Raw genomic sequence first — 14,099 nt, 5'->3', positions numbered from 1 at the left:
CTTGTTTTAAGCTAGGGTTATATTTGAGATTACAGCTTCTGCTCCTTCTAATAGATCACTTCTAAAATGCACTGTAGAATCATTTCGTTCTGCTAACTTTTTCACGAGATTCAATCCTATTCCTGTACTTGAATCAGCTCTTGATGAATGCCCTAAAGTGTAAAACATATCAAATACTTTGTCTTCTTGGCCAGCAGGAATACCTGGACCGTTATCTTTAATTGTGATAGCGCTATCTTCTTCAGAGAAACTAATAGTTATTTTGGTTACCTCTTTGTCGTTGTATTTGATAGCATTTGAAATTAAATTCTGAATTATTTGTTTGAAAGCAATTGGCTGAAACTTTATGTGGTGATCTAAATTAATTTTATCAATAAGCACTTCGTCATCAATCAGAATTAATTTTAAAACCGCATCTACTTCTGAGCGTATCTGCAAATTCATCTTTCCCTCTGTGTTCTCAACATTTTTAGAATAGTACAAAAGATCATCAATTAATTTTGACATAGAGCTAGCTGATGTCTTAACCATCTCAAACAAGTCTGATGCTCCTTCCTTTAATTCTAAAATATGGTCTTCCTCAATAAACTCGATCAATGATTTTATATTTCCTAAGGGTGTTTTTAAATCGTGTGCAATAATATTCGCAAATTGTTCTAATTCCTTGTTTTTTTGAATAAGTTGGTCATTTACTTTTTTTAATTCCTGATCATAATCCCATATTTTTAAAAAAGAATCCACTTTTTTACGGGTTACTTCAGTAACAAGTGGTTTAAACAGAAAATCTACAGCACCAAGTTCATACGCTTTGTTAATATGCTTGGGTTCATCACTTATTGCTGTAACAAATATGGTAGGGATATTAGATGTATTAGGATGTTGTTTTATTATTTCTACAAATTCATAGCCATCCATTTCTGGCATTTGTACGTCTACTAATATTAATGATATTTTCTCTCTTAGTAATATTTGCAAACCTTCGCTTGCTGATAAACAGGTTATTATATCTCGGTTGTCATTAACTAGCATACTTTTTAAAGAGATAAGATTGGCAGGCTTATCGTCTATCAATAATAAAGTATGCTTTTTTTTATTTGTACTCATTATTAAGTAGTTTTATTATGTTTATAGTATTTAATTCTAAGTGGTATTTGTATATTTTTTTTGCCGCATTTGGCATATTATCATAGTCAGCTTCTGTACAGTCTTGAATTACGGTTGTACCATGATTTTCTGCTATAATTTTTAAACCTGTCGCTCCGTCATTATTAGATCCTGATAATAGGATAGCTAAGCATCTCTCTTTTAAAATAAGAGAAAAAGATTCAAAAATTACGTCTATTGAAGGTCGGCTATAATTTACGGCCTCAGATACATCTAACGAAATTGATAAGTCTGATTCTAGTAAAACATGATAATCCGATGGTACCGTGTAGAGTATTCCTTTTTGAAGTGGATCATTATTTTCAATTTCTTTAACGCGGTAGTGTGTGTTACTTTGTAAAATAGCTTCAAAAATGGATTCAGCATTTTTTAGCCGATGCAATACAATTACTATCGGAGTATCTATTGATTTGTCTAACCCTTTTAAAATCGTTAGTATACAATCAAAAGCGCCAGCTGACCCGCCTATTAGAATTACATCATTCATTATCGTATTTTTTGATAAATTTTTTCATTTCGATCTATTTCTTTAAAATTCTCATACACAACACTAAAACGTAAAGATTCTTTTTTTCCTAAAACTAAAAAACCATGAATAGGTAAACTATCATAAAATAGTTTTAATACTTTATTTTGTAATTCATTGTCAAAGTAAATCAATACGTTGCGACACAATATCAATTGACATTCCTTAAAGACGCCATCGGTAACAAGATTATGATTTGTAAATAAAATATTTTCTTTTAACTCTGAATTAATTATAGAATCCTTTTCATCAGATACGAAATAATCGTTCAAAGAGTTTTGACCTCCACATTCAAAATAGTTTTTAGAATATTCTTTAAAATTAGTAATAGAATATATTCCTTTGCGAGATTTTTCAATAGCATTAGGACTTATGTCTGTTGCGTATAATCTAGTCTTGTGAATGAGATTGTTTTCCTTTAGTAAAATATTTACGGAGTAGGTTTCTTCACCAAATGAGCATCCAGCGCTCCAAATGTTAATATTTGGATAGCTGTCTAGATAAGGGAAAACATTATGGACTAATGATTTATAAAAGCTAGGGTCTCTAAAAAACTCACTAACATTAACTACAATTTCATCAATGAAGTTTTTAAAAATTACAGGATTATTTATTAATTCGTACTTTAATTCCATGTTGGATCTAATGCCATTTATTTCCATGAAGCGATTTACCCTGCGGAGCATCGATGCTTTAGAATAGTTGGAGAAATCATAGTCAAATTGCTTTTTTATCATAAAAAGTAATTCCTGTAAGTCAGTTAGATAAATCATTTGTAAATCCATATACTGATTAATGAAATAAGCTTCTGAATATCAATAGGTTTAGATTGATAATCTGATGCTCCTGCTTTGATAATCTCGTCACGATCTCCCTTCATTGCCTTAGCTGTTAAAGCTATGATTGGTATCTTTTTCCATCGAACATTCTCTCTTATTTTTCTTGTCGCTTCAAAGCCGTCCATTTCAGGCATCATTATATCCATTAAAACGATGTCAGTATTCGGATTACTTTCTAACGCATCAAGAGCTTCTAGGCCATTAAACGCAGTTGTTATTATAGCGCCTTTACTAGTAAGCGCGGCAGATAAGGCGTAAATATTTCTAATATCGTCGTCAACAATCAATATGTTTTTATTGTTAAGAACTTCTCCTCCCGCTAGATTAGGAGCAGTCCTATAAGCAGTTTCTGCTGTCGTTTCGATTTTATTTAAAAACAACATTAGTTCATCTTTTAAACGTTCCGTTGCATTGTTTGTTTTAATGATGATGCTATCTACACTTTTCTCTAGTTCTAACTGCTCTTGTTCAGTTAATGATTTCCCCGTATTAATTATGATCTTTATGTTCTTATTTTTGGATTTGTTTTTCAGGTCTGAAACTGCTTTAATATTGTCAGAGTCTGGAAGTCCTAAATCTATGATGGCACAGTCTATATCGTCATTCTTCAATATTTCCTCTGCTTCAGAGCGGGAATAGGCTTGCAAGCAAATGATATTGTTGTCATTTGAATGAAGTAGTTGTTTGATTGAATAGTTTAAGTTTTCATCATCCTCCAATACTAATATTTTTTTGAAGACCTTATTTATTTGGTTGTCTATAGATTCAAATGCTGATTTTAGCTTTTCAGGTGTAATTGGTTTAACTAAAAAGTCGAAAGCTCCCATTTCTTTTGCTAGTTTCTCTCTCTTCATTCCTGACATGACATGCACTGGAATATGCTGAAGATCTTTATCGTCTTTAAGCCATTTTAAAACCGTCCATCCGTCTACTCCTGGTAATTTCATATCTAAGATTATCGCCTTTGGATTGTACTTCTTAGCATACTGAAATCCAGTTTCACCTTGGTGTGCAATGATTGCTTTAAAACCATTGTTATGGGCTACTTGAAACAGGACTTCGGCAAATGAGGGGTCATCTTCAATAATTAGAATAGTTTTGTCGTCTAGGCCTGCTTTATTTCGGTCATCATCGATAGTGGCAGAGAGATCAACATATTCTTCTAATGGATTTGGATATTCACTTTCGATTGATTTGCTACTTATTTTTGAATTGACAACTGTTTCATTACTTTCAATGTCTATTTCCTCTATTCTTGCAGGAAGTAACACGCCAAAGGTACTTCCTTGGTTCAGATTACTATCAAAATAAACTTCCCCTCCCATCAAAAATGCTAATTGCTTAGAAATATATAATCCAAGGCCAGTTCCTCCATATTTTCGGCTAGTTGAACTATCAGCTTGCTGAAAACTTTGAAAGAGTTTTTTCTTGTTTTCTTCGGATATACCGATGCCACTATCTTGAATTTGGATTGCCATAATTTGATCTGGCGCCAATAATGCAAGAGAGCTAGAGGTGTATTTAAAATTTTTATCGGGTTGACTAAAAGTCATCGTGACCACTCCACTATCTGGTGTAAACTTTAAAGCGTTAGATAGAAAATTCTTAAGAATCTGTTCCGTTTTTCCAATATCAGTATAGATAGCTCTTGGACAATCATCTGCGATGACGGTATTGAATGTTATTTGCTTTTTTTCCATCTGAACTCGGAACAGGCTATCCATATCCGAGAAAATTCTTTCTACGACAGTTTCTTCAGGATAAAGTTCTACTTTTCCCGCTTCTATCTTAGAGATATCTAAAATATCTGTGATTAGGTTTAAAAGGTCTTTTCCAGAAGAATTGATTACAGATAAATTTTCGATTTGTGAGTTACTCAGGTTACCAGCGGTATTGTCTTTTAATAAGTCTGATAAAATTAGAATACTGTTTAAGGGTGTCCTAAGTTCATGTGACATGTTTGCCAGAAATTCTGATTTATAAGAACTAGCTTTCGCTATTTCCTCTGATTTAATATTTAACTTTTCTTGTGCTACAATTAATTCCTCATTTTTTTTCTCTATTTCGTAATTTTTGTTCTCAAGTTCACGACCTTTTTCTTCTAAATAAGCGTTTGTTTGCTCTAGCTCAGCGGCTTGATTTTTTAATTCTTCTTCTGATTGCTGTAAAAGCATGGAGTGCTTATTCAATTCCTCATTGTTTTGCCTGAGCTCTTCCTCTTGTACTAATAAAATGCTGTTTTTGCGATTTATTTCTTCAACAGATGCTTTAAGCTCTTCGTTTCTAATAAATACCTCGATCGCACTACCTATGTTTTCCTGTAGTGTGTTTAATAAGGTTTGGTCTATATGGTTAAAGTATTCGAGAGATCCTATTTCGATTACACCAATGACTTTATTTTGATAAGCAATTGGAGTTATTAAAATATTATAGATTGCTGATTTTCCTAGTGATGAAGATAAATAGGAATACTCTTTATTCAAATCATTTAGACATTGCTGCACATTACTTTTTGCTACTTCACCAACTAATCCTTCCCCAATTTTTATTAGTTGAGGAATATTTTTATTTCCTGCGTAACTAGCGATGTTAATTAACTGGTCTTTGTGTTCTATGTAATCAGTCAAATAAAGAGTTGCTTGACATCCTCTAGTTTGTGCTGTTAATACTCGACAAAGATTTGCGCCAAAATCGGCTAAAGTTTTAGAATCCAGTATGATTTTGTTTACTTCAATGATATTCTTTTTTAGGAGATTATTTTCTTTTTCTTCATCGCTGTATTTTTTTAGGTCTAAAGACATCGTGTTAAGCGATCTATTTAAAACATCTGATTTGCTGCGTAGAGCGACAGTTTTACCAAAAACGCCATTACTAATTGTAGTCGACAAATCTATTTGTTCCTTTATACCTTTGCTTAGGTCTTGTAATGATGCATTAATTGCGCTGAATTCTTCATTTCCAGACAGCATAAATTGGCGGTTAATATTTCCTAAAGCAATTTTTTTAATTGAATTCGAAATTATGTTTAAGGCAGTTGCTGTATTTTTAATTAAATAATAAACTAAAATGATTGTAATTAGTAGTAAGGACAATAGTAAAACTACTGTTAGGATTGTATTTATGAAAATAGATTTTTTCTGCTCTTGTGCAAATTGAATGATGTTTTCTACTTTCTCATCTCTAAGTTCCTTTAATTTGTTATTTACTGCAGTCGAAGTTTGCCACCAAGCTGTTGCTGATAAATTTAATTGAGAAGCCATAATTAGATTCGCAGTTGCTGCGAAAGTTTTGAATTCCTTACTGTTTTTGTAATTTAGAATTTCATTATTGATTCCGTTATTGTTCAAAATCGCTAATTTGTAATTCGAATTGTAACTTAAATGCTTCGCATTTTCAAAGTAGTAAACTAGAGCCGTATCGCTACTGTTTTGCGTAATTTTATCCAAAACAGTACCTCGCATTAAATTCGTAGCTGCTTTCGCTTCAATGTAGCATTTTAAATTACTAGCAAGTTTGGCAAGTTCAGTATCATCACAGTTAATGATTTCTCTTTCTATTAAATTATCTAGAATTAAATTTATTTCATAATAATTTTTATAGGTTGCAGGCAAGGAAGTTGTGTTTTCAGTCCTTAGTGCGCTTATCTTATTAAAAAATGAATTGATTAGATTGATGTTTTTTATGACAGTGGTATCATTTGATTCGAACTGAGATAAGCGATTATTTACTTGTTCTAATTTTTTAGTATATTCTTCTACTATATTAGAGTTGACTTTTGAGTACTCATAAAGTGCTCTTTCGTCATTAATTAGGGTTTTAGTCTTAGATAAATAGGCTATAATTTCTAGGTTTTCAAGACTGTGTTCTAACCTTAAATAGTTTCTGTAAGTTATATTTAAGTTAGAGACAGTAAAATAGAGTAATCCAGATATTGGAATTAGTAAAATTAATATAATCTGATTTTTGAAGGGTAAATTTTTCCACATATCAATCAAGTAGGTTAAGTAGCTAATATATTTAATTTTTTTATCACTTAATAGTTTTTATGTTTTAATCTCTCAGTTTTTGAAGGTGTTTTTGGAGAATGAGAGCACAAAAAAAGAGCATTTCAATTTTTTGAAATGCTCTTTACAAAGTATTGGTCTATTATTATTCTTGTTTCTTAATGTTCGCAATATATGTTGTAAGTTTTTTTCCGTAAAGCGATTTTGCCACCTTTGGTGTCATTGATTTTTGAATAGTATCTAAATATTTTACATTAATATCATAAATTTCAGCCAAGGCGATATAAGGTGCAATTTCATATTCTCTATGATTTATAGCAAAATTGGTTGCAAATAGATAGCTTCTTTTTGTGTTTGAATCTTGTTTTTGTGTTAAACTATCGATTGCTGCTGCATTTTGTCTTTTAATGGCTTTGAATTTTTGCTCAATTAAAGTTAAGTTTTTATCCTTAAAACGATTGCTGATTTTTTTATACTCTTCGAATAAATCATGATTTGTAGAACCAGTTACTTTTGCAGACATTAAATACGAGTCAAGATTTGTCTCTACTGTCATATTGCCAGGCTCTGCAAAAAACATCAAATTATTATCTAGAGAATTAGTAACTCCTCTATCTAGAAATAGATAAAGCATTTCAGGAGATTCTAAATTTAGATCACTTTTAAAATTAGAATTCCCATCAATAGAAATAGTATCAATAGGTACTAATACAGTGTCAACAACACGTTGGATGTACAATGTTCCTTTTTTAAGTCCTTTTATATTCCCACTAATATGTAGATTAGTGTTTGACTCTGTTTTGTTGCAAGATGTAATTAGCGCTAGTGTAACTAGTGCGAGAAAAGTTTTTTTCATTGGTTCTAAATTTTGCTGCAAAATAAAGAAAATAGTTGGAAAGAGATGATACTCTTCAAGGGTTATTTAAGAAAAAAAATCCCAATTTAATTTAAATTGGGATTAGAAGGTTTTGAACTAGTTTTTCAACCAAGCCTCTCTAAGACTTGCTTTACTAGCATCAGTAGCTGTAAGCGATTGTTTCTCTTCAAACGGGAGACTCACTAGGCCTTTAATGATCTTTGAAACACCATTTCGTTTAATGTTTACTGTGATATTACTTTTCTCTTTCCACTTTTGACTTTCACTAATCAGGTCATAAATGTTGTCTAAGTTATACGGTTTTTCATTAATCGATTCGATTATGTCACCACCTTTTAAATCTAACCCTGTAAAAAACGCATTTAGCTCTATATTAGGAATAACAATGATCTCTTTGGTTTCTTGATTTACGGTTATGTATGGTACTTGTCCTTTAAGGAAGATAGACGCAGGTGATTTGATATTTGAAGTAGTTACTCCTACTTTTGCAAGATAAAAATCATAAGGAATTGGCGTTGTCCCGGCCACGTAGGTCTTTAAAAATTCACCTACTTCAGGATAGGTTAGTGTCGTTATTCTATCAAAAAGTTCGTTGTCATTAAACGCTTTAGAAACTCCAAATTCAGTAGATAGTTTTTGCATCAGATCAAGAATTCCTTTTTCTCCATTGCTTTTTTCTCTGATTATAATATCAATACACATTCCAATAAGTGCCCCTTTTTGATATACATTAATGTATTGATCCTTATAAGGCTGCTCTAATACGTTTGCACTCATTTTTGTAAACGACATAGTATCATTCATAGCATTTGCTCGCTCTATTTGATCAGAAAGTCTGCCATAATAGTCTTCCTCATCAATTAAACCTTGGTTAATTTGAAAAAGATTGGCAAAATATTCAGTAACTCCTTCATACATCCATAAATGTTCTGACATTTTAGGATCGTTATAATCAAAGTCTTGAATCTCTTTAGAGTGAATACTTAATGGCGTAACGATGTGGAAGAACTCGTGTGATACGACGTCCATCATAGATTTAACTAATTCCTCTTTTGGCATTATTTCTGGCAACACCACAGTAGTAACAGTAGGATGTTCTAGAGCGCCAAAGCCTTTTGCATCTTCCTCGGTTAAAGTAGATAAGTACAATAAAACACTGTATTTTTTTGTTGCATTTATTTTGCCTAAAAATGTTTTTTGGGCAGTCATCATAGTCTTCATTTCTGGAGTAATACTCTCCGCAGTAAATTTTCCTGTAGGGGAGTAAATACTAATAAGTATATCCATTCCATCTACATTAAAAGTAGTGTAGTCAGGCTTAGAGTACATGATTGGATTTTCGACTAACTCAGCATAACGTGAAGTAATAAAAGTGTCTAAAGTAGTACTTGGATCTTGGTCAGTCATAGATGTGCTACCCCATAATGTCTCCGGATGCGAGATAGTAACATTATAAGGTGTTGTCATGAAATTGGTAAAATAACCTACGAAGCAATGTGTGTTTAACATAATGTTTTCTCCAACCAATATATTTGATCCTGCAGGAGAAAACACATCATCGCCTCCAAAATTCCCTCCTTTTTCTGTGTCAAAGGAATCATTAACTAGATAGGTGATTTTTTCTAATGTTTTTGCATTAGCGATCGACCACGAGTTTTCATCAGTTTTTTTAACAGAAAGAAGATTTCCTTTTTTATCGAAAGCTTTTAAATCATCTATAAACCTTCCGTAATTATCCTCAGAGTAGGTGCCAGGTACTGTTTTAGGTATATGGTAAGTGATTTCATCTGTGCCTATAGAGGGAGCTTGTACAGTAACAAGCACTTTGTCGTCTTTTATTTCATTTAAATTTATTGCAACGCGAACCTCTTGTTTTTGAGTAGAACTTAAAGAACTAACTGGTTTACAACTCCAAAAGAAGGGTAGTAGTGCAAGGGTATAAAATATTCTTTTCATTTTTATAGAATTGGTTTAGGGATTAGACTGCAAAGGTTAATAAAAGTTACAATCGTGAGGTAGTTTCAAAGGAAATGGGTTAAAAAAAAACACTCTTGAATAAGAGTGTTTGTATATGATTAGTCTAGTTTATTTTTGATGTAATATTTACCATCCAAATCTTCATCAAAATCATCAATTTTAACTGGTTTTGGTTTAGGCTTATTGGCTGCAGCTTTTTTCTTCCACATCTCAAATTTTTCAGCTGGCATCTTTTTTTTCATGATTTCCAGAACTTCTTTTTCGGCTAGTCCAAATTCTTTTTTAATAATCTCAAAAGGATTTTTCTCTTCTAGAGCTAGTGTAACAAGTTTTTCTGTTTGATCCCAGGTCAGTTCTTTGCGGTTACTCTTTTTCATCACGTGAAAATTAATTCAAATAGGTTTTATAATTAATAATGTAAATGCTTGTCAATAAGGTACCAATATTAATAAAAAAAAATAGGACTTCGTATCAAAACTCACTTTTTTTTTATTTTTAAAAAAAGTTTTTTTGAATTCTACTGTTTTTTATGCCGTAGGGTTTACTATTGTCCTGTCTATACCTTGATAAGAATACCTTACATAGTAAATTATGTAATGCAAAACACTGCATTTACGTCAGAACCTTCATCTCATTTGAATAAAAATAACTACAAAAAAGTATACTGATAAGCCCAATACATAAGTAATAGTTGTAGCGGCATTCGTAAAAGTAGCGCCCATACAGGTAATCCCATTCTCGCTTTTGGATTTTGATACATGTAGACATGCGTTGGAAACACAGCTACCAATAAGGCTATTATACCCCATGCAGCAATGCTGCTAAGTGGAGTAATTATTAATGCGATTCCTAAAATAATTTCAGCGAGACCACTGATCGTGTTAAGCGCTTTTGGATTAGGTAAATACGGAGGAATTATTTTTAAATACAATCTAGGGTTTCTAAAGTGATTTAATCCTGCGACAATATAAATTACTGCCATTAAATAGAGATGCCAAGGTAAAATCATTCAATTGTATTTTTAGTTTGCCTAGCTAAAGTAAGGATAAATTAACAAAGCACTTGTTTAAAATCCGTACAAGCGTATGAATTAATTTAGTTTTTACTCTTTTTCCAATTAATATTCATGATTACAATGGCAATGATAATTAATAAAATACCTAACCATTGTGTAATATTTACATCTTCGTTTAAAAGCACATACGCCATCATTACGGAAACAGGTAGCTCTAAAGCTGATACAATACTTCCTAAACCAATTCCGGTTAACGGAAAACCAGCATTCATTAACATAGGAGGGATGATTGTACCAAATAAGGCTAAAATGATTCCCCACTTTGCGAAGATTGCATAGTTAAATGGAGTTACTTGAGTTGCTATCGAAAAGCCAAACACGATTATTGCACCTCCCAAAAGCATATATAAACTTCTCTGTGCCGAAGAGATATTAGTAGCTACACTATTTGCTGTAAACATAGTAGTAGTAAAGGATGCTGCAGCGAGCATTCCCCACATGATGCCATGCCAATCTAATTGAATCTCATTGTTGATTAAGTTTGTTGCCAAAACAGTTCCAATTAGAACAATAAAAACCGAAATAACTTTTTGTTTAGAAGGTAATTTTTTCTCTAGAATCATCTCTAAAAGGACACCCATCCAAACCGTTTGCATCAAAAGCACGATTCCTATAGATACAGGAATGTATTTCACTGCTAAATAATAAAACACACTAGTCATTCCTAAAGAAGTTCCGGCTAGCATAAGCTGAAATATATTGCGCGAAGATGCCTTTGTTGCTGTGTTTTTATTTTTTATTTTTTGGAATAAATTAATCAGCAATATTCCTATGATACCAAGTATAAATTGAGAGGTAGTTACCTCTGCAGTTGTATAATTTTCTGTGTATGCCATTTTTACAAATGTAGCAAGCATACCATAAGTCGTTGCACCTAAACCTACCAAGAAAACGCCTTTTAAGACATTATTTTTAACCATTTTTTTATTTTTTAAAGCAGGCAAAGATAGACTTTCATCCTTAAGCGAACTTTATAAGAATGATTATTTTTAAAATAAGTCGGTTAGTGTAGGGTTTTTGATGCCAATTTTACTTGGATTGAAGCCTAGTTTGTTTTGTAATAAGTTGGCATACACACTTCTAAAATCGATTTGATGTTTTAAATCACCTTGTTGTAAGTCAGATAGATTGGGATTGTTTCCGATAACTTTTCCCTTATTATTTCCGCCAATGACAAACATGGGAGCCGCAGTTCCGTGATCTGTTCCGTTTCCGTTGTCTTTAACACGTCGTCCAAATTCCGAAAAAACTACAATTGTTACATTTTGCAGCAGTTTAGCCTTTTTTAAATCAGTATAAAAGCTAAATAAAGAATCATTTAATTCAGTTAATTTGTTTTTGTGAATTACTAATTGATTGTCATGCGTGTCAAAACCACCTAGTGAGGTGTAATATACTTTTGAATTTAAATTACCTTTAATTAAGCGACCTATCCATTCTAAGTTTTTACCTAAACCAGTGGCTGGATATTGCGTTTCTGCGTTAGATTGAGAAAGTGCTTTTTGAATTAATTCTGATCCTTCGACTGCAGAATTGGCTATTTTTCGAACAAAATCTAATGCTGGATTATCAGATAGCGTGTTGTTGTCGTCTTTGCTATTTTTTATCTTGAATTTGTTAGGGTCTTTGATCGTAATGGCATTTGGCTCTTCGCCTTTTAAAGCCAAGTTATCAATAGTGTCAATATTAATTCCTGCTGTAGGCATGTGAGTGGTGCATTGCAGGTCAAGATACCGTCCTAGCCAACCTTCATTAATATATTGATCAGCATCAGAGGCTGTTTGCCAAATTTCTTGACTTCTAAAATGAGATCGGTTGGGTTCAGGATACCCCACGTTTTGAATTACACTTAAATCTCCGTTTTGTTGCATTTGTGCGAAACCCTTTAGAGCGGGATGAAAAGCCATTTCTTTGTTTCCCGCAATTACTTGCTCTTTAGATAATGCAATTTTAGGTCGCATTTCATAATACAAGGGATCGAGATAGGGTATAAAAGTATTTAAACCATCATTACCGCCATTGAGTTGCACAAAAACAACACATTGATCACCAATAATTAGGTTTTCCTGTTTACTAAAGGAGAATAAAAAATCGGGTAATAATAACGATCCACCGGTTAATGTTCCTGTAAGTGATAAAAAGTTTCTTCTGTTCATAATTGTAGTTCTTTGATCGTTATACTAGATTAGCTGAAATTCAGGTTCTTTGATAATTGCATTGAATAACCGTAAAACTGCTTGATCACTATTGGGTGAATTCGCATCAAAATCATATTTTAAAAGGTTTTCAAAATCTTTTTGTGTTTCTGGACTTACACTAAAAAGTAAGCGATCTGTAAGCTCTTTTATAATGGCTTTGTTAGTGCCTTTATGCCATTGCAAATGCGTTGTTTTTGTTTTTATTCTAGACATTTGGCTAGACATTTGGTTGTTGTCATTTCCTCTAATAAATCCACGCCCCTGGCACACAGCATCAGCAACCGCTTCTCTTTGTAAATAAATTTGAGTGGTTAGCCATGATTTACCGCCGTCCCAACCTTTTACATTGGGCTGATTGAATAAGTCCATACTTTGCTGTCTTAAAAAGAAAACGATAGGGTTGCTCTTTACAATAGGTAGTTGTAGCTCGTTTAGTATTTGTAGGCTAAATTCCAGCGGATTTTTAATCTTGGATCCTGCTGTCTTCTTCTCATATTCCTCTGTGAAAATTTTAGTCAGCAAGGGTTTAAATTCAAAATTTACACTTCTAAAATAGTCTCCATAATACTGAACTAGTTCTTTCGAAGGATTATCGTAAATAAACCATTGTAATATTTTTTTTGTCATCAGATACGGGATACTCTTTTGTTCAAAAATAATATCGACCATATCATCCGCTTTAAAAACACCTTTTTTTCCAAAGTAGGTAATAGGGGTGTCATCCTGCAAAAACTTGCGGTATTGCGCACTCTCTTCGCCTATTGTTAAACCTGCGAGACCTTTCGCTCCATCTTTAATATCCTCTTCAGTATAATTGCCTATCCCTAGCGTAAATAACTCGAGTAACTCTCGGCTAAGATTTTCGTTAAGTTTTCCTTTTTTATTATCACTATTGTCTAAGTATCGCACTATGGCATTGCTTTTTATTATCTCTTTTGTGAGCGTTTTAAAATTGCCAAAAGCATGCTTGCGCAAAATTTGATTGTGCTGAAAAATCCAATAATTAACTTTTACCTTTTGATGTGTGGCTACAAAATGATTGTGCAGCATTAAAGTCATTTTTTCCTGTAGGGGAAAATCGCTCGTCATAATTTTGTCAATCCACCATTGCTTCATTGCCTGTGTAGTGCCGTTCTCAGCCATGCGTGCTGCTTTTTTTTGCTCGTCAGTGGCATTCTGTAAAATTTGTCGTTGTGCTTTTAAATCAGCAGAAGTCTTAGGACTATCTTTCAAGAAATCAGGTATGCTAGCATCAAAAGGGACTTTGAACGATGCAGACAAGAAACCTTGTATTCCTTTATTAGCAATAGTTTCACTTTCCTTATTCGAAAAACCTAATCGGAGCGACCATAATGTGTTTTGATTCATAGTTCTTGTATTTAAGTAGGCATCACATAGTTTAGATGTAGTAAATCGATAAAGGTTTAATAGCGATCAAT

The 14,099-nt window shown here is 32.7% G+C and carries 11 protein-coding genes; all 11 read right to left on the bottom strand.

What is annotated here, in order from left to right:
• Positions 1–6: 6 nt before the first annotated feature.
• The 11 genes from H8R22_RS08205 to H8R22_RS08155 all read right to left on the bottom strand — a co-directional run bounded on the left by H8R22_RS08205 (position 7) and on the right by H8R22_RS08155 (position 14,028).
• Positions 7–1,104, bottom strand: a complete 1,098-nt coding sequence (locus H8R22_RS08205) for a sensor histidine kinase (RefSeq protein WP_187009972.1) — start codon at positions 1,102–1,104, stop codon at positions 7–9.
• Positions 1,091–1,651 (bottom strand): chemotaxis protein CheB, encoded by a 561-nt coding sequence (locus tag H8R22_RS08200; RefSeq protein ID WP_187009971.1) that lies wholly within the window; start codon positions 1,649–1,651, stop codon positions 1,091–1,093. Before H8R22_RS08200 ends, H8R22_RS08205 begins: the two co-directional genes overlap by 14 nt.
• Positions 1,651–2,475: a CheR family methyltransferase gene (locus tag H8R22_RS08195; protein WP_225876003.1), complete on the bottom strand. Its 825-nt coding sequence runs from the start codon at positions 2,473–2,475 to the stop codon at positions 1,651–1,653. Before H8R22_RS08195 ends, H8R22_RS08200 begins: the two co-directional genes overlap by 1 nt.
• Positions 2,460–6,515 (bottom strand): response regulator, encoded by a 4,056-nt coding sequence (locus tag H8R22_RS08190; protein WP_187009970.1) that lies wholly within the window; start codon positions 6,513–6,515, stop codon positions 2,460–2,462. The genes H8R22_RS08195 and H8R22_RS08190 overlap by 16 nt, the downstream gene beginning before the upstream one ends.
• A 163-nt stretch (positions 6,516–6,678) precedes the next feature.
• Positions 6,679–7,389 (bottom strand): DUF4369 domain-containing protein, encoded by a 711-nt coding sequence (locus H8R22_RS08185; protein WP_187009969.1) that lies wholly within the window; start codon positions 7,387–7,389, stop codon positions 6,679–6,681.
• A gap of 117 nt (positions 7,390–7,506) precedes the next feature.
• Positions 7,507–9,366, bottom strand: coding sequence for a M61 family metallopeptidase (locus H8R22_RS08180; RefSeq protein WP_187009968.1), 1,860 nt, complete (start codon positions 9,364–9,366; stop codon positions 7,507–7,509).
• A gap of 119 nt (positions 9,367–9,485) precedes the next feature.
• Positions 9,486–9,764, bottom strand: coding sequence for a DUF2805 domain-containing protein (locus H8R22_RS08175; protein WP_187009967.1), 279 nt, complete (start codon positions 9,762–9,764; stop codon positions 9,486–9,488).
• Between the two features lie 272 nt (positions 9,765–10,036).
• Positions 10,037–10,396 (bottom strand): DoxX family protein, encoded by a 360-nt coding sequence (locus tag H8R22_RS08170; RefSeq protein ID WP_187009966.1) that lies wholly within the window; start codon positions 10,394–10,396, stop codon positions 10,037–10,039.
• Positions 10,397–10,482: 86 nt separating this feature from the next.
• A complete protein-coding gene (locus H8R22_RS08165; protein WP_187009965.1) occupies positions 10,483–11,382 on the bottom strand; it encodes a DMT family transporter in 900 nt (299 codons plus the stop codon).
• Positions 11,383–11,451: 69 nt separating this feature from the next.
• On the bottom strand, positions 11,452–12,618 hold the full coding sequence (locus H8R22_RS08160; protein WP_187009964.1) for a DUF1501 domain-containing protein: 1,167 nt from the start codon (positions 12,616–12,618) through the stop codon (positions 11,452–11,454).
• Between the two features lie 24 nt (positions 12,619–12,642).
• Positions 12,643–14,028: a DUF1800 domain-containing protein gene (locus H8R22_RS08155; RefSeq protein ID WP_187009963.1), complete on the bottom strand. Its 1,386-nt coding sequence runs from the start codon at positions 14,026–14,028 to the stop codon at positions 12,643–12,645.
• Positions 14,029–14,099 lie beyond the last annotated feature (71 nt).

Source organism: Flavobacterium kayseriense, assembly GCF_014305095.1.
In the GTDB taxonomy this organism is placed as follows: Bacteria; Bacteroidota; Bacteroidia; order Flavobacteriales; family Flavobacteriaceae; genus Flavobacterium; species Flavobacterium kayseriense.
This window is presented reverse-complemented; position numbering and strand designations above follow the sequence as displayed.